Consider the following 21,997-nt stretch of genomic DNA (forward strand, 5'->3'; position numbering starts at 1 on the left):
CCGCTAATTGCGGCCCTTTTCATATCTGCACGGGGAATCAGGCATGCTGCTTTTTGGATAGGCTCAAAACAAACAGCACGGCTGCGCTTAGAACTACCGACGGGCCGGCCGGCGTGTCGTAAAATGCCGAGAAGGCTAACCCCCCCGTCACCGCAAGCACACCAACCAGTACCGCGTATCCGGCCATTTGTTCCGGTGTGCGGGCGAAACGCCGTGCGGTTGCCGCTGGGATAATCAACAGTGAAGTGATAATCAGCGCGCCGACGAATTTCATTGCCAGGCCAATGGTGAGGGCTGTGACCAGCATTAACACGGTGCGTGCTCGCACCAGGTTAACGCCGTCAACGTGCGCGAGTTCCGGGCTGATGGTCATCGACAGCAGGTTACGCCATTGCCACCACAGGATCAGCAGCACGAGAGTAACGCCAATACCAATCATCCAAATATCGTTGAGCGTGACCGACAGCAGATCGCCAAACAGGTAGGCCATGAGATCGACCCGGACGTTGGACATCAGAGCAACCACCACCAACCCCAGTGAGAGCGCGCTGTGCGCCATAATACCGAGCAGGGTATCAACGGATAGTTGCGGACGACGCTCCAGCCACACCAGCACCAGTGCCAACACCAGCGTGACGGCAATCACCGCGTAGAACGGATTCACGTCAAGCAGCAGGCCGAACGCCACACCCAAGAGTGAGGCGTGCGCCAATGTATCCCCGAAATAAGACATTCGACGCCAAACCACAAAAGAGCCGAGTGGCCCTGCGGCACCGGCAAGAAGCACCCCGGCGAGCCAGCCAGGTAATAACAGTTCAATCATGCCTCACGGCCCCCGGTTTTCTTCAACACAATTCGTCCTTGCAGGTCATGGCGGTGATTATGGTGGTGGCGATAGACCGCCAGTTGTTCTGCGCCACGGTTGCCGAACATGGCGATAAATTCAGGATGCATCGACACCACTTCCGGCGCACCGGAACAACAAATGTGTTGGTTGAGGCACAGCACTTCGTTGGTTTTCGCCATCACCAGATGCAGGTCATGGGAAACCATCAGTACCGCGCAGCCTAATTCTTTGCGCAGTTGATCGATCAGATCGTACAACGCTAGTTGGCCATTGACGTCGACCCCTTGCGTGGGTTCATCCAGCACCAGCAACTGCGGTTTATTCAGTAAGGCCCGAGCCAGCAGCACGCGCTGGTTCTCACCGCCAGAGAGCTTTTGCATTGGCTGATTAATCAGGTGCGCAGCTTGTACACGCTTAAGCGCTGGCAGGATATCGGTTTTTTTAACGCCGGGTTTTAGGCGCATAAAGCGGCTGACGGTAAGTGGGAGGGTAGCGTCGAGGTGCAGCTTTTGCGGCACATACCCGATACGTAAGCCAGGCTCACGTGCCAGTGTGCCTTCCGTTGGTGCAATGAGCCCCAACACGACGCGTACCAGCGTGGATTTGCCCGCACCGTTTGGGCCGAGCAGCGTCAGGATACGACCCGGCTGCAGGCTGAGCGAAATATTCGACAGCACCTTACGGTTGCCAAAGGATACGGAGATATTTTTTAGCGTTGTCAGTGTGGACATCTCATGATTACATTTTGCAGAACTAACCGAATGTTATAATATCACGCTTCGCTAACGAAAACGACGGGATTACGGATAATGGCACAGAAAAATAAATGGTTACAACGCACGCTACTGGCCAGTGCATTGATAATGGCGGGACCGCTGAGCAACGCCTCTGCGGCGGTGGTGACGTCCATTCGCCCATTGGGCTTTATCGCCTCGGCAATTGCTGATGGGGTAACGCCAACGGAGGTTCTGTTGCCGGACGGTGCATCACCGCATGACTTCGCGCTGCGGCCTTCCGATATTCAGCGTTTGCGTGCCGCGGATCTGGTGGTATGGGTAGGTCCAGATATGGAAGCCTTCCTGACAAAATCGTTAGCGCCAGTAGCGGCTAAACACCAGGTCGCCATCAGCGAACTGAGTGGCGTGAAACCTTTGCTGATGAAAGGCGAAGATGATGACCACGATCATGAACATGCAACAGATGCGCATAATCATGCCGACCATGATGAGGGCGACGGGCATCATCACGGTGAATATAACATGCATGTTTGGCTGTCCCCAGAAGTGGCAAAAGTGACCGCGATCGCGATTCACGACAGGTTATTGGAACTTATGCCACAAAATAAGGACAAATTAGACGCAAACCTGCGCCAGTTCGAGAATCTGCTGACGCAAACTGACAAAAATGTTGGTAACATGCTTAAGCCTGTGCAAGGTAGGGGATATTTTGTTTTTCATGATGCTTATGGCTATTTTGAGAAACACTTCGGCTTGAGCCCATTGGGCCATTTTACCGTTAACCCCGAAATCCAACCTGGAGCACAGCGCTTACACCAAATTCGAACACAGTTGGTTGAGCAGAAAGCAGTATGCGTTTTTGCTGAGCCACAATTCAGGCCAGCCGTAATCAATGCTGTTGCCAAAGGGACCAATGTGCGTTCAGGAACGCTGGATCCGCTGGGCATCGGCATCGCACTGGGTAAAGACAGCTACGGGAACTTCCTGACTCAGTTGTCAAACCAGTACGTGAGCTGCCTGAAGTAAAGATTATGAGGATAAAATCGAGTGCAGCAGATAGTCCGAACTATCGCTCTGGCGTATAACAACCTGCCACGGCCCCACCGCGTCATGCTGGGGTCGTTGACAGTCGTTACATTGGCCGTCGCTGTTTGGCGGCCTTTTGTTTATCACCCAGAACATAACCCCATCGTTAAGAGCATTGAATTAGAATCCAGCCAATTACGTTCCTTGTTACCTGAAGCCAGTGAACCGATCGACGTTGACCAACCCACCCCCGATGATGACATCCCACAGGATGAGCTGGACCAGAAGGTCGCCGGCGAGGATGGAGTGCATGAATATGTGGTTTCGACGGGCGATACGCTGGGCAGCATTCTGACCCAATATGGCATCGATATGTCGGACGTCACGCTGTTGGCATCGCAAAACCGCGATCTGCGTAATCTGAAAATCGGCCAACAACTGTCCTGGACAGTGAACGAAGCCGGCGATTTGCAGCGTTTGACGTGGGAAGTGTCTCGACGTGAGACCCGCACCTACGATCGTACAGGCAACACCTTCAAAGAAACCCAGGAAGCTCAGCAAGGCGAATGGCGCAACAATGTCATCAGTGGTCGTTTAAACGGCAGTTTTGTCAGCAGCGCCAGCAATGCCGGCCTGAGTCGTGCTGAGATCAATGCAGTGATCAAAGCGTTGCAGTGGCAGTTGGACTTTCGTAAGTTGCGCAAGGGCGATCAGTTCTCTGTGTTAATGTCCCGTGAACATTTTGACGGCAAGAGTGCGCAGAGCCAGTTACTGGGTGTTCGCATGCGTAGCGGCGGTAAAGACTATTACGCCATTCGTGCCGAGGACGGTAAATTCTACGATCGTCAGGGTTCTGGTTTGGCGCGTGGCTTTATGCGTTTCCCAACCATGAAACAGTTCCGCATTTCCTCAAACTTCAACCCGCGCCGCGTTAACCCTGTGACAGGGCGTATTGCACCGCATAAAGGTGTCGACTTTGCGATGCCGGTAGGCACCCCGGTGCTGGCTGTCGGTGACGGTGAGGTGTTGATCGCCAAACGTAGCGGAGCTGCGGGTAACTATGTGGCGATCCGTCATGGTCGTCAGTACACCACGCGCTATATGCACCTGAAAAAGCTGTTGGTCAAGCCAGGGCAGAAGGTGAAACGTGGTGACCGCATCGCATTATCCGGCAATACCGGCCGTTCTACCGGCCCACATCTGCACTTTGAAATGTGGACTAACCAACAGGCGGTGAACCCGTTGACGGCGAAACTGCCACGCTCTGAAGGGCTGACCGGTAAAGATCGCAGCGATTATCTGGCGCAGGTGAAAGAAGTGGTCCCTCAACTGCAGCTAGATTAATGCATTTGTCGGGGCGCGTTACCGCGCCAGTGATTCCATCGGCCTGATTACGGGCCGATGTTGTTTTATATTGGCGCTTCGCCGTTGTTAATTGCAAAATCAATCATTGCAATTATGATTAGCCGAACCGCTAAGTTAAGAGCTTGTGCATGCAAAACGAAAAAAAATCAAATCCTGAGTTCATCCCGCAATTTCAGAAAGCCTTTTACCACCCGCGCTACTGGGGCGTTTGGTTAGGAACAGGGCTGATGGCCGGTATTTCGCTGGTGCCTGCGCGCCTGCGCGATCCAGTGCTTGGTGCGATTGGTAAACTGGCAGGCAAGGTTGCTAAAGGCGCAAGGCGTCGTGCTCGTATCAACTTGTTGTATTGCTTGCCGGAGGTGTCGGAAAGCGATCGTGAGCACATCATTGATGAGATGTTCGCCACAGCGCCACAATCGATGATCCTGATGGCGGAACTGGCCTGCACTAAACCGGAAAAGGTGTTGAAGCGCGTTCGGTGGCACGGTGAAGAGGTGCTGGATAAAATCCGTGAAGAAGGTCGTAACGTGATCTTTCTGGTACCGCATGGCTGGGCAGTAGATGTACCGGCAATGCTGATGGCTGCTCGCGGCCAGCCGATGGCGGCGATGTTCCATAACCAACGCAATCCTCTAGTCGATTATCTGTGGAATAAGGTGCGTCGCAAATTTGGCGGCAGAATGCATGCCCGGAATGACGGCATCAAGCCGTTCATCAGCTCAGTGCGCCAGGGTTACTGGGGTTATTATCTGCCCGATCAAGATCACGGTGCAGAACACAGCGAGTTCGTCGACTTCTTTGCGACCTATAAGGCCACATTGCCGGCCGTTGGGCGTTTGATGAAGGTTTGTCGCGCAGCTATTGTCCCGCTGTTCCCGGTCTATGATGGCAAAACCAGCATGTTGGATATTCATATTCGCCCGCCGATGGATGACTTGGCCACGGCTGATGATCACTATATTGCACGGCGAATGAATGAAGAGGTTGAGAATCTGGTGGGGCCAAACCCAGAACAGTACACCTGGATCCTAAAACTGTTGAAAACGCGTAAAGAAGGGGAAATTGAACCCTATTCACGTGACGATTTATATCGCTAAATCCGGTTTTTGCTGACGGCCAAGGGCCAGACATCTTCGGGGGTCTGGCCCTTTTTGTTACGGGGCTTAAATATGCACCATGCAGCCTTGAGCAATCAGGGGTTCCAACACGGCAGGCATATGGGCAAAGCTGTTCCAGCGTAGATCCAAGCGTCGTAAACGGGTCAAGTTCACCATACTGTCCGGCAGAGTACTTAAACGGTTAGCGCGCAGGTCAAGCGTGGTCAGCGCGGTTAATTGGCCCAAATCGGCGGGCAACTGTTGTAACTGATTGGCCCGGAGGTTGAGGTCAGTCAGGTTGCTGAGGTGACAAAATGCGTCTGGCAGCAGACCGATGGCGTTATTTTCAACGTCCAGCACCGCCAGCTCGGACAGCTGAGAGAGCTCATTCGGCAATGTCGTCAGGCGATTGTTCATTAGATGCAGTTCTCGCAGTGCCGTTAACTGACCAACAGAGCCAGGCAATGCAGCAATTTGGTTGTTGTACAACCGGAGTTCTTGCAAGGTGCTGAGCTGAACGATAGCGGCCGGCAACTGAGTCAGCTGGTTATCCGTCACATTCAGATAGCGCAATTTGCGTAGTTGACCCAACTCAATGGGCAGATCGCTAAAGGCATTATCACTCAGATATAAATAGGTCAAATTGTGCAACTCACCGATTTCTGCAGGGACGTGAGTGGCTTGGTTGTGGCCGCAATCCAGCATCGCAAGATGTTGCAGTTGGCCAATGCCGATCGGCAGTTCACAAAGTTGATTGCAGGAAATATTCAACACCTGCAGATCGGTGTGTTTGAACATTTGCGCAGAGAGCTGGAGGAGTCGGTTGTTGTATAAACTGATTTTCAGCAATGCGTTGCCTTGCAGGCAGGCATCATCCAAATGTTCCAGCCCCTGGCTGTCCAAATTCAGCGCATTTAGGCTGCAGTTTTGCTGTGGGTGTTGATGAAGCATCAATGGCTCTCCGTTTGCCGAGCGGCGACTGGAGGGGAGTTTAACAGGGGAAAGGGCAGAGTGGGGAAAAATGCCGGCCGAGTTAACGGCCGGCAGCAGCAGTGATTACTCGACGCGCAGGATACGGCTGGTGTTGGTGGTGCCAACGGTTTCCATCACGTCACCCTGGGTGACGATGACCAGATCGCCGGACACCAGGAAGCCTTTATCACGCAGGCGGTTCACTGCGTCATTGGCGGCGATGACGCCGTCGTTATGGCTGTCGAAATACACCGGCGTAACGCCGCGGTACAGTGCAGTCAGATTCAACGTGTGCTCATGACGTGACATGGCGAAGATCGGCAGGCCGGAACTGATACGTGACATCATCAGAGCCGTGCGCCCAGATTCGGTCATGGCGATCAGTGCGGTAACACCTTTCAGGTGGTTTGCCGCGTACATTGAAGACATGGCGATAGCCTCTTCAATGTTGTCAAATTGCACGTCCAGGCGGTGTTTGGAGACATTGATGCTTGGGATCTTCTCAGCGCCCAGACAAACACGCGCCATTGCCGCTACGGTTTCTGCCGGATACTGACCGGCTGCGGTTTCAGCCGACAGCATAACGGCGTCGGTACCATCCAGCACGGCGTTCGCCACGTCCATGACTTCGGCGCGGGTTGGCATCGGGTTGGTGATCATCGACTCCATCATCTGGGTTGCGGTAATCACGGCGCGGTTCAGCGTACGGGCACGGCGGATCAGTTTTTTCTGGATGCCGACCAGCTCAGGATCGCCGATTTCGACGCCCAGATCGCCACGCGCCACCATGACCACGTCAGACGCCAGGATGATGTCGTCCATAGCTTCATCGCTGCACACGGCTTCAGCGCGTTCAACTTTGGATACGATCTTGGCATTGCAGCCTGCGTCGCGAGCCAGACGGCGTGCGTAGTTCAGATCTTCGCCGGTACGTGGGAAGGAAACCGCCAGGTAGTCAACGCCGATTTTTGCCGCAGTGACGATATCGGCTTTGTCTTTTTCAGTCAGGGCTTCTGCGGACAGACCGCCACCGAGTTTGTTGATACCCTTGTTGTTGGACAGTGGGCCGCCAACGGTGACTTCGGTAAAGACTTTCATGCCCTGAACTTCGAGCACTTTCAATTGTACGCGGCCGTCATCCAGCAGCAGCACATCGCCCGGCACAACATCGGCAGGCAGGCCTTTATAGTCGATACCGACTTTTTCTTTATCGCCTTCGCCCTTGGACATGTTGGCATCGAGCAGGAATTTATCACCGATGTTAAGGAAAATTTTGCCTTCCTTAAAGGTGGAAACACGAATCTTCGGCCCTTGCAGGTCACCCAGAATAGCGACGTGACGTCCCAACTTGGCAGCAATTTCGCGCACTTTGTCCGCGCGAGCTTGGTGATCTTCAGCACTGCCGTGGGAAAAGTTTAGCCGAACTACGTTAGCGCCAGCGGCAATGATCTTTTCCAGATTATTGTCGCGGTCAGTAGCCGGACCCAGGGTGGTAACAATTTTGGTTCTTCTGAGCCGTCTGGACATGTATTACTCCGTTGACTGGTGAAGCAAATTATTGGTGTTGCGATAACGTCGGATAACGAAACCAGGAGTGAAATGTAATTTTACTACACTGATGTTTCACTCGGGTTACCCGCATGAGCGTTTTAACAGGGTACTGCCTCTAATGCTGCCGTTCAGGTTATCCTGACCGACAGTTTTTTTCACATCGGTTACGAGTCGAAATTGTTGGGGATAACGACACCCTTATCAAAGCGCGATTCTTTCAACGCTTCCTTGACCCGCTTCAAGTTATCTCTGAATTTGGCCCCTCTACGCAAGGTAAATCCGGTAGCGAGAACGTCGATGAGCGTTAATTGTGCAATTCGAGACACCATGGGCATATAAACGTCGGTGTCTTCAGGGACATCGAGCAGCAAGGCTAACGTTGCTTCGTGTGCCAAAGGGGTGTCGCGTGAGGTAATGGCGATCACCGTGGCGTCGTTTTCTCGCGCCAGCTGCGCCATTTCCACCAGATTTTTGGTGCGACCGGTGTGGGAGATTAATACCACCACATCACCTTCGCTGGAGTTCATGCACCCCATACGTTGCATGACGATGTCATCGAAGTAGACTACCGGAATATTGAAGCGGAAAAACTTGTTCATGGCGTCATGGGCGACGGCTGCCGAGGCACCTAAACCAAAGAAAGAGATCTTTTTTGCCTGGGTAAGCAGATCAACAGCACGATTGATTGCTGCAATATCTAAATTTGCCTTTACTGTATCCAGACTCGCCATGACGGATTCGAAAATTTTACCGGTATAGGACGCGACGCTGTCATCTTCCTCCACGTTACGGTTTACGTAAGGTGTGCCATTGGCCAGACTTTGTGCCAGATGCAGTTTAAAATCAGGGAAGCCTTTGGTATCAAGACGGCGGCAAAAACGGTTGACGGTAGGCTCGCTGACGTCCGCCATCCTGGCCAGCGTCGCAATGCTGGAGTGAATGGCGGTCTGTGGAGAGGCGAGGATCACCTCTGCGACTTTCCGTTCAGATTTGCTCAGTAGCTCCAGATGGCTCTGGATTTTTTCCAGCGTATTCATATAACGAGAGTCACTCATAGGGTATGTCGATTTCAATCAAAGGAGAAATCAATGCCGGTTTAGTGAAAATATACTACGTGCTGGAGACCGTTGGCAGTGTAGACAGAGGGTATGCAGTCTTTTTTCATCAGAACATGACCTGTGTCTAACTTTCATAATGGTAAAAGAGTGTCAAAAAAGACAGAAAATTACAGTTTTTCGTTTGGTCAGCGGCATTTATGCCCGATAACGCTTAACACTGCAATTTCTAGGGCTTTTTTTCTACTTTTGATCCGGGTTTACTGGCCGTAGTTAAAGAGAGTACATTAGTAATGTAAGAAAATTACAAATATCCTGCAACGAGGAGATGAACATGGCGGTAACCTCTACAGCCCAGGCGTGTGACCTGGTTATTTTCGGCGCGAAAGGCGATTTGGCGCGTCGTAAGCTGTTGCCTTCCCTGTACCAGTTAGAGAAAGCCGGTCATATCCACCCGGATACCCGTATTATTGGCGTCGGCCGTGCCGAGTGGGATAAAGAAGCCTATATCAAGGTGGTCAAGGAAGCGCTTGGCACCTTTATGAAAGAAAAATTGGATGACGAACTCTGGGCCACGCTGAGCGCGCGCCTGGACTTCTGCAACCTGGATGTGAACGACAGCAAGAATTTTGCCACATTGGGTAAAATGCTGGATCAGAAACATCGTACTACCATCAACTACTTTGCAATGCCGCCAAGCACCTTCGGCGCGATCTGCAAAGGCTTGGGCGAAGCCAAGCTGAACCACGAGCCGGCCCGCGTTGTAATGGAAAAACCGCTTGGCACCGATCTTGCGTCGTCACGCGTGATCAACGATCAGGTTGCGGAATACTTTAACGAATCCCAGGTTTACCGTATTGACCACTATCTCGGTAAAGAGACCGTGCTTAACCTGTTGGCATTGCGTTTTGCTAACTCGCTGTTCGCGTCCAACTGGGACAACCGTACTATCGACTCCGTGCAGATCACCGTGGCGGAAGAAGTGGGGATTGAAGGGCGCTGGGGCTATTTTGACCAGGCTGGCCAAATGCGTGACATGATCCAGAACCACCTGTTGCAAATTCTGACCATGATTGCCATGTCACCCCCTGCGGATCTGACCACCGACCGTATTCGTGACGAGAAGGTGAAAGTGCTGCGTTCATTGCGTCGTATCGATCAGACCAATGTTCGTGAAACCACGGTGCGTGGCCAGTACACTGCCGGTTTCGTGCAGGGTAAAAAAGTGCCAGGTTATCTGGAAGAGGAAGGGGCGAACAAAAGCAGCAATACCGAAACCTTCGTCTCCATTCGTGTGGATATTGATAACTGGCAATGGGCGGGTGTGCCGTTCTACCTGCGTACAGGTAAACGTCTGCCGACCAAATGTTCCGAAGTGGTGGTTTACTTCAAAAACCCGCCATTGAATCTGTTCAGCGATTCTTACCAGCAACTGCCGCAGAACAAACTGACCATTCGTTTGCAGCCGGATGAGGGTATCGAGATTCAGGTGTTGAATAAGGTGCCTGGTCTGGATCACAAGCATCGTCTGCAAACCACCAAGCTGGATCTGAGCTTCTCCGAAACCTTCAACCAGGAGCACGTCGCGGATGCTTACGAGCGCCTGTTGCTGGAAACCATGCGCGGCATTCAAGCGTTGTTTGTGCGTCGCGACGAGGTGGAAGAGGCATGGAAGTGGGTTGACTCCATCATGGATGCGTGGAAAGCCGATAACGAAGCGCCGAAACCGTATCAATCCGGCACCTGGGGGCCGGTAGCCTCAGTCGCGATGATCACTCGCGATGGCCGTTCCTGGAACGAGTTCGAGTAATGACTCTGCCGGCAGTTTATCTGCCGGCATTTTTTTGCCCGCAATACCGGGGCGCAACATCACTTGGGGTACGGCCGGACGCCTGCGTGAATTCGCGGAGCCCTGTGGCAGGGGCGTGCCATTGATAACCCGTAAGTCATGGAGAAGTAACAATGAAAAACTGGAAAACCAGCGCAGAACAAATTCTGACCGCAGGCCCGGTCGTTCCTGTGATTGTGATCAATAAGCTGGAACATGCGGTGCCGTTGGCCAGGGCGTTGGTAGCCGGTGGCGTGCGCGTACTGGAGGTTACATTGCGGACCGCCTGCGCCATGGAGGCGATTCGTGCTATCGCGTCGGAGGTGCCGGAAGCGATTATTGGTGCCGGTACGGTGATTAACCCACAGCAATTACAGGCTGTGACCGATGCGGGGGCGCAATTCGCCATTAGCCCGGGCCTGACAGAGGCGCTGCTGAAGGCGGCAACGTCAGGTCCCATTCCGTTAATTCCTGGCATTAGCACTGTTTCAGAGCTGATGCTGGGGATGGATCATGGCCTGAGCGAGTTCAAATTCTTCCCGGCGGAAGCCAATGGGGGGGTGAAAGCGTTACAGGCAATCGGTGGGCCATTCCCACAGGTGCGCTTCTGTCCGACGGGCGGCATAACGCCGAATAACTACCGTGATTATCTGGCGCTGAATAGTGTGCTGTGTATTGGCGGCTCTTGGTTAGTACCAGCCGATGCGTTGGAAAAGGGCGACTACGCACGCATCACTGAACTGGCGCGTACCGCCGTCAGTGGTGCCACGGCGTAACCCGCGCCGAGCCTGGGTTTGTCGATTTATTGGCCGACCCGTTCCAAGTGAAGGTTCAACACAATGTTGAGCCTTTTTTTATTTTTAAATTACTTAACTTTATTATTTTTAAACTTTTTTTATATGGTTTTTGCGAAAACGGGGGTTTGCTTTATAATTTTTGCTGTGGTACAACTATCACAGTTGAAAATTTTACTTGATGAGGATATTGGGCAAATCGCACTCCGTGTAACAAGATAATGTGCGGCTGAGAATAGAGAATACTTATGATGACAACTAATGGAATTACCCTCAGAACCTCTACTTGCCAGCTTTTCCTATCTGCCATCCTTGCCAGTGAGCATCACTGGTGCAGCGAGCTATAGCGTCTTTCTCCCTTAACCGGTGCTGGTGACAGGCTCAGTCCTTCGTCATTCCGCGTAGCCGGGCAAACTTCTTTATTACGTTTGGGTCAGTTTATCCCCAGGGATCTCTGCGTCGTCAGCGCCTTGTTGCGCCTGTCTGACGAGATAAATCGGGATAAATATGCCTTAGCGTGCGTTATTCGCCGTTTGGGAGAGAAATTATGATTTATTGGATCTTTTTAGGTTTGGCCATCGTGGCCGAAATTATCGGTACCTTGTCAATGAAATACGCCAGCATCAGCGGTGGCATGACGGGGCATATCGTGATGTATATCATGATCACAGCGTCGTACGTGATGCTGTCATTAGCGATAAAGCGTGTTGCCTTAGGTGTTGCTTATGCATTGTGGGAAGGTATCGGTATCCTGTTCATTACCTTGTTCAGCGTGCTGTGGTTTGATGAACCTATCTCGGTACTGAAAGTCCTGGGTCTGGTGACATTGATTGCCGGCATCCTGTTGGTGAAGTCGGGTACCCGCAAATCACGAAAACAGGCCAGCCCGCGAGGTGACAACCATGCAACAGCTTGAGTTGTACCACATTGGGTTTTTGGGACTGGCGATTGTGCTGGAAATTGTCGCCAACATCTTCCTGAAGATGTCAGACGGTTTCCGTAAAATTTGGTTAGGTCTGTTGTCTTTGCTCTCGGTACTGGGGGCATTCAGTGCCCTGGCACAGGCGGTGAAGGGGATTGATCTGTCGGTGGCTTATGCACTGTGGGGCGGATTTGGTATTGCCGCGACTATCGCAGCCGGTTGGATCTTGTTCGGTCAGCGATTGAATGCCAAAGGTTGGATCGGCCTGGCCTTGTTGCTGGCGGGGATGGTCATTATCAAACTGGCTTAATCGGCAGACAACAAGTAAAAACCGCAGGCGTTACCGTCTGCGGTTTTTTTTTACAGTGCGGCAATGATTTTGATTTCAACCTTGTACTTCGGGTTCATCAATTTAGCCTCTACCGTGCAGCGCACAGGGGCGCTACCAGCAACGACCCAGGCATCCCAGGCGGCGTTCATGGCAGCAAAGTCTGCGCCGTCAGCCAGAAAAATGGTGGCATCCAGCACCCGGCTCTTGTCTGAGCCAACACGGGCCAGAATCACATCGATCGCCGCCAGGGCGTTGGCGGTCTGCGCGGTGGCGTCGTCATCCAGATTTTCCGGCACGCTGGTGTAATAGATTGTGTCGTTATGAACAACTGCTTCTGACCAGCGCTTGTCCGGATCAATTCGTTCGATATTCATTCATTTATCTCCATATCATCATCGCCTTAAGGGTATCACAGCCATCGACATAAATGCTTGATGAGAAAGTCGGTGGTAGCCGTGCATCAGGATTGGCATAATCAACGCTGAATTACATCGGCAGAGAGATAGCGTGACAGACGATTTCGCAACAGACGGCGCCCTGGCGCAGGCAATCAAGGGTTTCAAACCGCGTGAAGCACAGCGGCAGATGGCGGAAGCAGTCACAGAGGCCATTAACTTCAAGCAGGAGCTGGTGGTCGAAGCGGGCACCGGCACCGGTAAAACCTACGCCTACCTGGTACCGGCACTGCGGGCCGATCGTAAAGTGATCATCTCTACCGGTTCGAAAGCGCTGCAGGACCAGCTTTACGCGCGCGATTTGCCTACCGTCGCTAAGGCACTGAAGTACAAGGGGAAGATGGCGTTACTGAAAGGGCGGTCAAACTACCTGTGCCTGGAACGTCTGGAGCAGCAGTCGATGGCGGGCGGGGAGCTGGCTGGGCAGGCGTTGATCGATCTGGTTCATCTGCGCAAATGGTCGTCAATGACCAAAGAAGGCGATATCAGTAGCTGCAGTGACGTCGCGGAAGACAGCTTCGTCTGGCCGTTAGTGACCAGCACTAACGATAACTGTCTGGGCAGTGACTGTCCGCTGTATAAAGATTGCTTTGTGGTTAAGGCGCGTCGCCGTGCGATGGATGCAGATGTGGTGGTTGTGAATCATCATTTATTCCTGGCAGATATGGTGGTGAAAGAAGGCGGCTTTGCTGAATTGATCCCGGAAGCAGACGTGATGATCTTCGATGAGGCGCATCAGATCCCGGACATCGCCAGTCAGTACTTCGGTAAACAGTTGACCAGCCGCCAATTGCTGGATCTGGCCAAAGACATTTCCATTGCCTACCGAACCGAAGTTCGCGACGCCGCTCAGCTCCAAAAAAGTGCAGACCGGCTCAGCCAAAGTACCCAGGACTTCCGTTTGATGCTGGGCGAACCGGGGTTTCGAGGGAACCTGCGTGAGGTACTGAGTCAGCCAAACGTACAGCGCGCTTTGCTGCTGCTCGATGACGCTCTGGAGTTGTGTTACGACGTCGTCAAACTGTCTCTGGGACGCTCGGCTCTGCTGGATGCTGCTTTCGAACGGGCCACACTGTACCGTGCACGTCTCAAACGCTTGAAAGAGGTCAACGAACCGGGGTTCAGCTACTGGTATGAGTGCAACTCACGCCATTTCGTGCTGGCGTTAACGCCGCTGACGGTGGCTGACCGCTTCCGTGAATTGTTGGATGAAAAACCAGGCAGTTGGATTTTCACCTCGGCAACGTTGTCGGTGAATGAGCAAATGGGGCATTTCACCGATCGTTTGGGTCTGAACAAAGCCAAAACGTTGTTGCTGGCCAGCCCATTCGACTATGCAAAACAAGCCTTATTGTGTGTGCCGCGCTTTCTTCCATCTCCCAATCAGCCCGGAGGTGCTCGGCAACTGGCGCGCATGCTACGCCCGTTGATTGAGGCCAATAACGGCCGCTGTTTCTTCCTTTGTACTTCCCACCAGATGATGCGTGAACTGGCGGAAGAGTTTCGTGCGACCATGACGTTGCCGGTACTGCTTCAGGGGGAAACCAGTAAAGGGCAATTGCTGGCGCAGTTTGTCGAGGCTGGCAATGCGCTGTTGGTGGCGACCAGCAGCTTCTGGGAAGGGGTGGACGTGCGTGGCGATGCCCTGTCATGCGTGATCATCGACAAGCTGCCGTTTACCTCGCCCGACGATCCCTTGTTGAAAGCCCGCATTGAAGACTGCCGGCTACGTGGTGGCGATCCGTTTAACGACGTGCAGCTGCCGGATGCGGTCATCACCCTGAAACAGGGCGTTGGGCGCCTGATTCGCGATACTGACGATCGCGGCGTGCTGGTGATCTGTGATAACCGCTTGGTGATGCGACCCTATGGCGAAGTGTTCCTTAACAGTTTACCGCCGACGCCACGCACCCGCGATATCGCTCAAGCGATCGCCTTCTTGCAGGCAGCGCGCTAGCGGATAGGCGTGACAGCAGGGCTGTGCTACAATGCGCGCCCTGTATGAAAAACCCTGTTTTATTCCCGCCTGAGGTTGGCATGTCCACGCGAATTTTAGCGATCGATACAGCGACGGAAGCCTGTTCCGTTGCGCTCTGGAATCAAGGCGAGATCCACGCCCTGTTTGAGCTGTGCCCACGTGAGCATACGCAACGCATTTTACCGATGGTGCAGCACGTGCTGGCGGAATCCGGTGTAACCCTTAATCAGCTCGATGCTCTGGCCTTTGGCCGTGGACCTGGCAGCTTTACCGGCGTGCGTATTGGCATTGGTATTGCGCAGGGGTTGGCTTTGGGTGCCGGGTTGCCATTACTGGGCATTTCTACGTTGCAAACTATGGCGCAAGGGGCTTGGCGCGTGACTGGCGCAAATCGCGTTCTTGCTGCGATAGATGCACGCATGGGTGAGGTTTACTGGGGCCAGTTTGAGCGTCAGCAAGACGGTAACTGGCTGGAGAGCGAAGGTGAGGCGGTGCTTTCTCCGCCGCAGGCGTTGGCGCGAGCGCAAGGTCTGCAAGGCGATTGGGCACATGTTGGCACCGGCTGGCAAACCTACCCAGACCTGGTCGCTGGCACGGCATTAAGTCTGCGCGATGGCCAAATATTGCTGCCGCATGCGGAAGATATGCTGCCATTAGCGGTGCAAGCCTGGCAAAACGGGCTGGCGGTACAGGTAGAAAATGCCGAGCCAACTTATTTGCGCAATGAAGTTACCTGGAAAAAACTGCCCGGTCGCGAATAGCCGTAGCCTATTGTGCTTTGGTTGATGCCAGGAAATGAATGGTCTGCAACTTGCTTTGTGTATTGATGTCAAAGTTACAGCTATTTCAGGAGATTGCGACGATGTTAACTCACACTGTAAGTAAAAAAATGTCGCTGCTGGCTATTGCCTGCGGTGCGCTCGCTTTGTCGGGTTGTGTCTCTGTACCTGATGCGATCAAAGGCAGTACGGCAACGCCGGTCCAGCAGCTCACTTCGGTTCAGAATGCGCCGAACCTGTTTGTGGGGGCTGAAGCCCGTTTTGGCGGAACCGTGGTGAATGTTGCGAACGAGCAGGGAAAGACCGTATTGGAAATCGCTACGGTTCCGCTCGATTCAGGCGCACGGCCGATCCTGGGCGAACCGTCGCAGGGGAGGCTGCTGGCGTCGGTGAATGGTTTCCTGGAGCCAGTTGATTTCAAAGGCCAGTTGGTTACCGTTGTTGGCCCGATCACGGGTGTAAGAGACGGCAAGATTGGAATGACACCCTACAAGTTTGTCACCATGAACGCCACCGGCTACAAGCGTTGGCACCTGACTCAACAGGTGATGATGCCACCTGCGCCGATGGGGCCGTGGGGCTGGCGTGGCGGTACCTGGGGCCCAGGTTGGGGCGTCGGCTACGGCTGGTATAATCCTGGCCCGGTGCAGGTGCAAACCATCGTCACCGAGTAATGCTCGCTTGTTGTTAACGATTTTATTAGGGCGGCTCCGGCCGCCTTTTTCTTTTGGCGCAGGGAATTAGCGCCAATTAGTGACGTACATCGCAACCTGAATAATGTTTAAAACCCAAACTGGTCCGCTGAGTTAAAATATTGTTATGGTTTGGCTGCGGGTTAGGGGCTGCGATGATAATGAGTAATGATTTCAGGAGTAATACCTTGGATAAGGTTTGGTTAAAACGTTACCCGGCAGATGTTCCAGCAGAGATCGATGCCGATCGTTATTCATCTTTGGTCGAAATGTTTGAGAATGCGGTTAAGCGTTATGCGGATCAACCGGCTTTCATTAACATGGGCGAAGTGATGACCTATCGTAAGCTGGAAGAGCGCAGTCGCGCCTTCGCAGCGTACTTGCAAAACGAGCTTGGGTTGCAGAAAGGCGATCGTGTCGCTTTGATGATGCCGAATCTTTTGCAGTATCCGATCGCGCTGTTTGGTATTTTGCGTGCCGGTATGGTGGTGGTAAACGTTAACCCGCTTTATACGCCACGTGAGTTGGAGCACCAACTGAACGACAGTGGTGCCACTGCCATCGTGATTGTCTCCAACTTTGCTCATACGCTGGAAAAAGTGGTGTTCAACACCCAAGTCAAACATGTGATCCTGACACGTATGGGCGACCAGCTTTCTACTGCGAAAGGCACCTTGGTTAACTTCGTGGTGAAATACATCAAACGGCTGGTCCCAAAATATCACCTGCCTGCCGCGATATCTTTCCGCAGCGCACTGCAACGCGGGCGCCGCCAGCAGTATGTTAAACCTGATATCATCAATTCCGACCTGGCGTTCTTGCAATATACCGGGGGGACTACCGGTGTGGCGAAAGGCGCGATGTTGACACACCGTAATATGCAAGCGAACGTAGCGCAGGCCAAAGCCGCCTACGAGCCACTGTTCCGTGACGGTCAGGAGCTGATTGTCACCGCATTACCGCTTTACCACATCTTTGCATTAACGGTGAATTGCCTGTTGTTTATCGAGCTAGGCGGCCGCAACCTCCTGATCACTAACCCGCGTGATATTCCGGGGTTGGTCAAGGAACTGGGCCGTTATCCGTTTACCGCGCTAAGCGGGGTGAATACCTTGTTCAATGCATTGTTGAATAACAGCGATTTCCATCAATTGGATTTCTCGACGCTACGCTTTTCGGTAGGCGGGGGCATGTCGGTGCAGAAAGCGGTGGCGGACAGATGGGAAGAAACGACCGGTAAGCACTTGCTGGAAGGCTATGGTCTGACAGAGTGTGCACCCTTGGTCACCTGCAACCCGCACGATTTGAAGCACTATAGCGGCAGCATCGGTCTGCCAGTATCTTCTACGGATATTCGGTTGGTGGATGATAATGGCAATGATGTTCCTGTCGGTGAGCCGGGTGAACTGTGGGTCAAAGGGCCGCAAGTTATGTTAGGCTACTGGCAACGGCCGGACGCGACGGATGAAGTATTAAAAGATGGCTGGCTCGCGACCGGTGATATCGTTACAGTGGATGACATGGGCTTTGTGCGCGTCGTTGATCGTAAGAAAGACATGATTCTGGTGTCCGGGTTTAACGTCTACCCGAACGAGATCGAAGACGTGGTCAGTCAGCATCCGAAAGTATTGGAATGTGCGGCGATTGGCGTGCCGAACGAGGTTTCCGGTGAAACGGTCAAGATCTGCGTGGTGAAGAAAGACGCCTCTCTGACCAAAGAAGAGCTGTTGACACATTGCCGTCGGCAGCTTACCGGGTATAAAGTGCCTAAAATTGTTGAGTTCCGTGACGAGTTGCCGAAGTCTAACGTCGGTAAAATTTTGCGGCGAGAACTGCGTGATGAGCAGAAAAAACCTGCGGCGGCCAATGCCGCCTAGGTCAGCATCCACGCCTACAGATCAACAACGCCGGTGAATGCCGGCGTTGTTGTGTTTGAATCATGAAAGCGACCAAGAGAATGATGTTTTGAACTATCAGTTGATCACTACCGATGCCGGATTGCAGCAGGTCTGCGAGCAGGCGAAAAAGCATGCCCAGATTGCGCTGGACACCGAATTTGTCAGAACGCGCACCTACTATCCTCAGTTAGGTCTGATTCAGTTATACGACGGTGAACAACTCTCCCTGATTGATCCTTTGCCAATCAAGCAATGGCAGCCATTTATCGAGTTGCTCAGTGACACCCAGATAGTGAAGTTCCTGCATGCCGGCAGTGAGGATTTGGAAGTGTTCCTCAATGCGTTCAAAACGTTGCCGACGCCGATGGTGGATACCCAGATTCTGGCTGCCTTTACCGGTCGACCATTATCGTGCGGCTTTGCGACGCTAGTGTCGGAATATATGCAGGTGGATCTGGATAAAAGCGAAGCCCGTACCGATTGGCTCGCTCGTCCACTGACAGAAAAACAATGTGTCTACGCCGCTGCGGATGTGTTCTATCTGCTGCCCATGGCCAAACGGCTCGTGCAGGAGACGGAGGAGGCCGGTTGGACGGCAGCAGCAAGCAATGAATGCCTGTTGTTGTGTCAACGCCGTAGCGAGACACTGGCGCCGGAATTGGCCTACCGTGAAATCACCAATGCCTGGCAATTACGTCCGCGTCAGTTGGGGTGTTTACAAAAACTGGCGGAATGGCGTCTGCGCCAGGCGCGTGAACGTGATCTGGCAGTGAATTTCGTGGTGCGTGAAGAGAACCTCTGGCAGGTGGCGCGTCATATGCCGACGTCTTTGGGAGAACTGGACTCACTTGGGCTAAGCGGCCCGGAAATTCGCTATCACGGTAAAACGCTATTGGCCTTGGTTGCAGAAGCCGCCGAGCTGGATGAATCCGTCTTGCCTGAGCCGTTGTCGAACCTGGTCGATCAGCCCGGTTATAAGAAGGTGTTCAAGGAAATCAAAGCGGCGATCGTCATTGTCAGTGAGCAAAGTGGGCTGAGCAGCGAATTGCTGGCATCACGTCGACAGATTAATCAGTTGCTGAATTGGCATTGGAAATTGAAAGGTGGCGACAACTTGCCAGAATTAGTCAGCGGCTGGCGAGGTGATTTATTATCGACGCCGCTTCAGGACATTCTGAAGGATTATTAATCGGATTTTAAAAAGTCAGGGCAGGGTAAGGAAACACTGCTCTGATTATTTATTAGGGATAATAGAAGTACTGACTCTTACTACCAGCATTTACTCTAAACAACAGTGACGCAAGATTAATTGAGATTAATCCCAAAGGGTAAAATGATAATGGGGTCTTTTTTATCTCAATAACTGGTTATGCATACAGTTACCCCCTGCAAGAAAATATACAGGGGGTAATTAATGCGTCACACTCATTTAGTTACTTCTTCCGATTCCGGTAATGTCACGTTGAGTTCAAGTACCGAAATATCATCCCCTTTCTGCTCAAACTGTACGTGCAGCATCTCAGGGTCGATTTGGATGTATTTGCAAATTACCGCCAGAATATCGCGTTTTAAATCAGGCAGATACGGGGGCTCACTGTCCCCGCGTCGGCGCTCTGCGACGATAATCTGCAGCCGTTCCTTGGCTATATTGGCTGTCTGCTTTTTGCGGGACAGAAAGAAGTCTAGTAATGCCATGGTTTATCCCCCAAAAAGGCGTTTCAGGAAACCCTTCTTCTCTTCTTCAATGAAGCGGAAGGGGCGTTCTTCCCCTAACAAGCGGCTAACGGTATCGTCATAGGCTTTACCGGCATCTGACTCAGCATCAAGAATCACCGGCTCACCCTGGTTAGATGCCCGCAGTACGGACTGATCCTCCGGGATAACGCCGACCAGTGGAATGCGCAGGATTTCCAGCACGTCTTCCATGCTCAGCATGTCGCCACGGCTAACGCGGCCTGGGTTATAACGGGTCAACAGCAAGTGTTCTTTGATGGCGGACTCGCCACGCTCAGCACGACGGGATTTGGAAGACAAAATGCCCAAGATGCGGTCAGAGTCACGTACCGAGGAGACTTCCGGGTTGGTGGTAATGATGGCTTCGTCAGCGAAGTACAGGGCCATCAGCGCACCCGTTTCGATCCCGGCCGGAGAGTCACAGACTACAAAGTCAAAATCCATCTCGCCCAAATCGTTGAGGATCTTCTCGACGCCATCGCGGGTCAGCGCGTCTTTATCACGTGTTTGCGATGCTGGCAGGATAAAGAGATTTTCCGTGCGTTTGTCTTTGATTAGCGCTTGATTCAGTGTGGCATCCCCCTGAATCACATTGACGAAATCGTAAACAACCCGGCGTTCACAGCCCATGATCAGGTCAAGATTCCGCAGACCGATATCGAAATCGATGACAACGGTTTTCTTCCCTTTTTGGGCTAAGCCGGTAGCGATGGCCGCGCTTGAAGTGGTCTTGCCAACGCCCCCTTTACCCGATGTAACAACAATAATGCGTGCCATGAAATGGATTCCTTGTCAAAAGGGCTTAATTTAAAGGTTGTATGGTTAAAGCGTTATCCAACAGGCTGAGTCGTACGGCCTGCCCGACATAATCGGACGGGATTTGGTCGCTCAACCAGTACTGCCCTGCGATAGAGACTAGCTCAGCACCCAGGTGCGTGCAAAAAATCTGGCACTGTGTATCACCTGATGCACCGGCCAGCGCACGACCGCGCATCATGCCATAGACGTGAATGTTGCCATCGGCAATTAATTCGGCGCCGGCACTGACGCTGCTGGTCACAATCAGATCGCTATTGCGGGCATAAATCTGTTGGCCGGAACGGACAGGAGCACTGATGATGCGCGTCTTGGCGGGGGCGTTGGGATCCACCACGGGGACAGGTGCGGGCACCGGTTCCTGGGCAGCCATCTTTTGGCCTTTGCCTTCGTTCAATAATGGCAGTCCAGCACGGGCTATCGCGCGTTTTTGCCGCTCATCTCTGCAACCGCTGATACCTACAACGCGCAGTCCTGCTGCCGTGACAGCCTGTTGAAGTTCTTTCCAGTTTGCGTCGCCGTTTAGCGTTGCAACGTTGATAACAACAGGGGCATTTTTCAAAAAGGCAGGCGCTTGCTCCACCTTTTCTAGTAATGCCTGACGTATTACCTCGGGTTCCGAATTATACAAATGAACAACCGATAGGGTAAAACTGCTGCCTTTTAGCTCAATTGGCGATTGTGACATCTATCCTGACTCAGTCTCAGCAACTTTAAATCCCCGGAATACCAATCGGGGTGCGATATTCCGAAGTACTATAAGCATGTTATAGTCAGAGTTATATCCAGGCAAGACGCTGCCCCAATTAAATAGAGTTAAAAACATGCTTTGTGTGATCTATAGAAGCTCGAAACGCGATCAAACTTATCTTTATGTCGAAAAAAAAGACGATTTCTCTCGCGTGCCCGAAGATCTGATGAAAAGTTTCGGTACGCCGCAATTGGCCATGACGCTTTCTCTTGAAGGTCGGGAAAAGTTAGCCTCGGCGGATATTGAAAAAGTGAAGGAAGCCCTGAAAGAAGAAGGGTTTTATCTGCAGGTTCCACCGCCGTTGGAAAATTTATTAAACCTGCATTTGTCTAACGATAAAAAATAACCGTCGTTGGTGCACAGGAGCTA

22 protein-coding genes are annotated in these 21,997 nt (G+C 52.5%); 13 read left to right on the forward strand and 9 right to left on the reverse strand.

Annotated elements, in window-relative coordinates; translation table 11 throughout:
• Positions 1-37: 37 nt before the first annotated feature.
• The gene (gene znuB / locus AC2FCQ_RS01115; protein WP_209633987.1) at positions 38-823 is read right to left on the reverse strand and encodes a zinc ABC transporter permease subunit ZnuB; all 786 of its coding nucleotides are present in this window, start codon (positions 821-823) and stop codon (positions 38-40) included.
• The gene (gene znuC / locus AC2FCQ_RS01120; RefSeq protein ID WP_490308207.1) at positions 820-1,578 is read right to left on the reverse strand and encodes a zinc ABC transporter ATP-binding protein ZnuC; all 759 of its coding nucleotides are present in this window, start codon (positions 1,576-1,578) and stop codon (positions 820-822) included. The genes znuB and znuC overlap by 4 nt, the downstream gene beginning before the upstream one ends.
• A gap of 78 nt (positions 1,579-1,656) precedes the next feature.
• On the opposite strand from znuC, the gene znuA reads away from it, so the two are divergent.
• The 3 genes from znuA to lpxM all read left to right on the forward strand — a co-directional run bounded on the left by znuA (position 1,657) and on the right by lpxM (position 5,072).
• Entirely contained in the window at positions 1,657-2,610 is a 954-nt protein-coding gene (znuA, locus tag AC2FCQ_RS01125; protein WP_209633983.1) for a zinc ABC transporter substrate-binding protein ZnuA, read from the forward strand.
• 21 nt (positions 2,611-2,631) lie between these two features.
• Complete coding sequence (gene mepM, locus AC2FCQ_RS01130; protein WP_404759421.1) at positions 2,632-3,954, forward strand: murein DD-endopeptidase MepM; 1,323 nt, start codon at positions 2,632-2,634, stop codon at positions 3,952-3,954.
• 149 nt (positions 3,955-4,103) lie between these two features.
• Positions 4,104-5,072 (forward strand): lauroyl-Kdo(2)-lipid IV(A) myristoyltransferase, encoded by a 969-nt coding sequence (gene lpxM, locus AC2FCQ_RS01135; protein ID WP_265553640.1) that lies wholly within the window; start codon positions 4,104-4,106, stop codon positions 5,070-5,072.
• Between the two features lie 66 nt (positions 5,073-5,138).
• Here the strand turns inward: lpxM and AC2FCQ_RS01140 are convergent, their stop codons facing one another.
• From AC2FCQ_RS01140 to AC2FCQ_RS01150, 3 genes are all read right to left on the reverse strand, one after another.
• On the reverse strand, positions 5,139-6,023 hold the full coding sequence (locus AC2FCQ_RS01140; RefSeq protein ID WP_490308209.1) for a leucine-rich repeat domain-containing protein: 885 nt from the start codon (positions 6,021-6,023) through the stop codon (positions 5,139-5,141).
• Between the two features lie 105 nt (positions 6,024-6,128).
• Positions 6,129-7,571 (reverse strand): pyruvate kinase, encoded by a 1,443-nt coding sequence (pyk, locus tag AC2FCQ_RS01145; protein ID WP_209633975.1) that lies wholly within the window; start codon positions 7,569-7,571, stop codon positions 6,129-6,131.
• A gap of 188 nt (positions 7,572-7,759) precedes the next feature.
• On the reverse strand, positions 7,760-8,632 hold the full coding sequence (locus tag AC2FCQ_RS01150; protein WP_037419984.1) for a MurR/RpiR family transcriptional regulator: 873 nt from the start codon (positions 8,630-8,632) through the stop codon (positions 7,760-7,762).
• 352 nt (positions 8,633-8,984) lie between these two features.
• On the opposite strand from AC2FCQ_RS01150, the gene zwf reads away from it, so the two are divergent.
• From zwf to mdtI, 4 genes are all read left to right on the forward strand, one after another.
• On the forward strand, positions 8,985-10,460 hold the full coding sequence (gene zwf / locus AC2FCQ_RS01155; protein ID WP_209633973.1) for a glucose-6-phosphate dehydrogenase: 1,476 nt from the start codon (positions 8,985-8,987) through the stop codon (positions 10,458-10,460).
• Positions 10,461-10,612: 152 nt separating this feature from the next.
• Entirely contained in the window at positions 10,613-11,254 is a 642-nt protein-coding gene (locus AC2FCQ_RS01160) for a bifunctional 4-hydroxy-2-oxoglutarate aldolase/2-dehydro-3-deoxy-phosphogluconate aldolase (protein WP_209633971.1), read from the forward strand.
• 565 nt (positions 11,255-11,819) lie between these two features.
• Positions 11,820-12,188: a multidrug/spermidine efflux SMR transporter subunit MdtJ gene (gene mdtJ, locus AC2FCQ_RS01165; protein WP_209633969.1), complete on the forward strand. Its 369-nt coding sequence runs from the start codon at positions 11,820-11,822 to the stop codon at positions 12,186-12,188.
• Complete coding sequence (mdtI, locus tag AC2FCQ_RS01170; protein ID WP_209633968.1) at positions 12,175-12,504, forward strand: multidrug/spermidine efflux SMR transporter subunit MdtI; 330 nt, start codon at positions 12,175-12,177, stop codon at positions 12,502-12,504. The genes mdtJ and mdtI overlap by 14 nt, the downstream gene beginning before the upstream one ends.
• Before the next feature lie 50 nt (positions 12,505-12,554).
• On the opposite strand, the gene AC2FCQ_RS01175 is transcribed toward mdtI, so the two are convergent.
• Complete coding sequence (locus AC2FCQ_RS01175; protein WP_209633966.1) at positions 12,555-12,899, reverse strand: RidA family protein; 345 nt, start codon at positions 12,897-12,899, stop codon at positions 12,555-12,557.
• 133 nt (positions 12,900-13,032) lie between these two features.
• Here AC2FCQ_RS01175 and yoaA point away from each other — a divergent pair, with 133 nt between their 5' ends.
• From yoaA to rnd, 5 genes are all read left to right on the forward strand, one after another.
• On the forward strand, positions 13,033-14,937 hold the full coding sequence (gene yoaA / locus AC2FCQ_RS01180) for a DNA repair helicase YoaA (protein ID WP_404759424.1): 1,905 nt from the start codon (positions 13,033-13,035) through the stop codon (positions 14,935-14,937).
• Between the two features lie 80 nt (positions 14,938-15,017).
• Positions 15,018-15,719, forward strand: coding sequence for a tRNA (adenosine(37)-N6)-threonylcarbamoyltransferase complex dimerization subunit type 1 TsaB (gene tsaB / locus AC2FCQ_RS01185; protein WP_265553634.1), 702 nt, complete (start codon positions 15,018-15,020; stop codon positions 15,717-15,719).
• Positions 15,720-15,820: 101 nt separating this feature from the next.
• Complete coding sequence (locus tag AC2FCQ_RS01190) at positions 15,821-16,411, forward strand: Slp family lipoprotein (RefSeq protein WP_265553632.1); 591 nt, start codon at positions 15,821-15,823, stop codon at positions 16,409-16,411.
• Positions 16,412-16,617: 206 nt separating this feature from the next.
• A complete protein-coding gene (gene fadD / locus AC2FCQ_RS01195) occupies positions 16,618-18,306 on the forward strand; it encodes a long-chain-fatty-acid--CoA ligase FadD (protein ID WP_209633961.1) in 1,689 nt (562 codons plus the stop codon).
• Between the two features lie 88 nt (positions 18,307-18,394).
• Complete coding sequence (rnd, locus tag AC2FCQ_RS01200; protein ID WP_130381011.1) at positions 18,395-19,516, forward strand: ribonuclease D; 1,122 nt, start codon at positions 18,395-18,397, stop codon at positions 19,514-19,516.
• A gap of 236 nt (positions 19,517-19,752) precedes the next feature.
• Here the strand turns inward: rnd and minE are convergent, their stop codons facing one another.
• Genes minE through minC form a run of 3 tightly spaced genes read right to left on the reverse strand, consistent with a single transcriptional unit; the run spans position 19,753 to position 21,565 of the window.
• Positions 19,753-20,022 carry a cell division topological specificity factor MinE gene (minE, locus tag AC2FCQ_RS01205; protein ID WP_012145482.1) on the reverse strand — a complete coding sequence of 90 codons (270 nt, stop codon included), beginning with the start codon at positions 20,020-20,022 and terminating at the stop codon, positions 19,753-19,755.
• Between the two features lie 3 nt (positions 20,023-20,025).
• The gene (gene minD, locus AC2FCQ_RS01210) at positions 20,026-20,838 is read right to left on the reverse strand and encodes a septum site-determining protein MinD (protein WP_037419763.1); all 813 of its coding nucleotides are present in this window, start codon (positions 20,836-20,838) and stop codon (positions 20,026-20,028) included.
• Between the two features lie 25 nt (positions 20,839-20,863).
• Positions 20,864-21,565, reverse strand: coding sequence for a septum site-determining protein MinC (minC, locus tag AC2FCQ_RS01215; RefSeq protein ID WP_209633959.1), 702 nt, complete (start codon positions 21,563-21,565; stop codon positions 20,864-20,866).
• 136 nt (positions 21,566-21,701) lie between these two features.
• On the opposite strand from minC, the gene AC2FCQ_RS01220 reads away from it, so the two are divergent.
• Positions 21,702-21,974: a YcgL domain-containing protein gene (locus tag AC2FCQ_RS01220; protein WP_209633957.1), complete on the forward strand. Its 273-nt coding sequence runs from the start codon at positions 21,702-21,704 to the stop codon at positions 21,972-21,974.
• Positions 21,975-21,997: the final 23 nt, after the last annotated feature.

This window comes from Serratia sp. CoH_134_PS_4 (assembly GCF_058190535.1).

Bases quoted from the DNA above. Each gene is read 5' to 3' on its own strand.
- AC2FCQ_RS01160 (WP_209633971.1), top strand. From the start codon at position 10,613: ATGAAAAACTGGAAAACCAGCGCAGAACAAATTCTGACCGCAGGCCCG.
- minD (WP_037419763.1), bottom strand. From the start codon at position 20,838: ATGGCACGCATTATTGTTGTTACATCGGGTAAAGGGGGCGTTGGCAAG.
- zwf (WP_209633973.1), top strand. From the start codon at position 8,985: ATGGCGGTAACCTCTACAGCCCAGGCGTGTGACCTGGTTATTTTCGGC.
- znuC (WP_490308207.1), bottom strand. From the start codon at position 1,578: ATGTCCACACTGACAACGCTAAAAAATATCTCCGTATCCTTTGGCAAC.
- znuA (WP_209633983.1), top strand. From the start codon at position 1,657: ATGGCACAGAAAAATAAATGGTTACAACGCACGCTACTGGCCAGTGCA.
- znuB (WP_209633987.1), bottom strand. From the start codon at position 823: ATGATTGAACTGTTATTACCTGGCTGGCTCGCCGGGGTGCTTCTTGCC.
- lpxM (WP_265553640.1), top strand. From the start codon at position 4,104: ATGCAAAACGAAAAAAAATCAAATCCTGAGTTCATCCCGCAATTTCAG.
- mdtJ (WP_209633969.1), top strand. From the start codon at position 11,820: ATGATTTATTGGATCTTTTTAGGTTTGGCCATCGTGGCCGAAATTATC.
- AC2FCQ_RS01150 (WP_037419984.1), bottom strand. From the start codon at position 8,632: ATGAATACGCTGGAAAAAATCCAGAGCCATCTGGAGCTACTGAGCAAA.
- AC2FCQ_RS01140 (WP_490308209.1), bottom strand. From the start codon at position 6,023: ATGCTTCATCAACACCCACAGCAAAACTGCAGCCTAAATGCGCTGAAT.
- AC2FCQ_RS01175 (WP_209633966.1), bottom strand. From the start codon at position 12,899: ATGAATATCGAACGAATTGATCCGGACAAGCGCTGGTCAGAAGCAGTT.
- minC (WP_209633959.1), bottom strand. From the start codon at position 21,565: ATGTCACAATCGCCAATTGAGCTAAAAGGCAGCAGTTTTACCCTATCG.
- AC2FCQ_RS01220 (WP_209633957.1), top strand. From the start codon at position 21,702: ATGCTTTGTGTGATCTATAGAAGCTCGAAACGCGATCAAACTTATCTT.
- tsaB (WP_265553634.1), top strand. From the start codon at position 15,018: ATGTCCACGCGAATTTTAGCGATCGATACAGCGACGGAAGCCTGTTCC.
- pyk (WP_209633975.1), bottom strand. From the start codon at position 7,571: ATGTCCAGACGGCTCAGAAGAACCAAAATTGTTACCACCCTGGGTCCG.
- minE (WP_012145482.1), bottom strand. From the start codon at position 20,022: ATGGCATTACTAGACTTCTTTCTGTCCCGCAAAAAGCAGACAGCCAAT.
- mdtI (WP_209633968.1), top strand. From the start codon at position 12,175: ATGCAACAGCTTGAGTTGTACCACATTGGGTTTTTGGGACTGGCGATT.
- AC2FCQ_RS01190 (WP_265553632.1), top strand. From the start codon at position 15,821: ATGTTAACTCACACTGTAAGTAAAAAAATGTCGCTGCTGGCTATTGCC.